This is a genomic window from Sphingomonas sp. 66-10 (assembly GCF_001897045.1).
Lineage (GTDB): Bacteria > Pseudomonadota > Alphaproteobacteria > Sphingomonadales > Sphingomonadaceae > Sphingomonas > Sphingomonas lycopersici.
In genome coordinates, this window is sequence record NZ_MKRR01000138.1 from 165,932 (window position 1) to 166,237 (window position 306).

The following is a 306-nucleotide window of genomic DNA, read 5'->3' on the forward strand; positions in this document are numbered from 1 at the left end:
TCGACCGCTTGCTTGCGCTGCCGCCGCGCGATCGGCTCGCGGCGCTCCGCGCGATGACCCCGGCGCAGCGGCGCGAGTTTCGCGATCGCTGGGCGGCCTGGGCGCACGACGGGCAGCTTGCCCCGCCGGGCGACTGGCGGGTGTGGCTGATCCGCGCCGGGCGCGGTTTCGGCAAGACGCGCGCGGGGGCCGAATGGCTCGGTGCGCTGGCGCGTGCGACGCCGGACGGGCGGTTCGCGCTGGTCGGCGCGACGGTGGACGACGTGCGGCGGGTGATGATCGAGGGGCCGAGCGGGCTGATCGCGC

The 306-nt window shown here is 77.5% G+C and carries 1 pseudogene; it reads left to right on the forward strand.

The annotated features are described in order from the left end of the window. Positions 1-306, forward strand: a pseudogene (locus BGN95_RS20145) (ATP-binding protein); the annotation flags it as partial.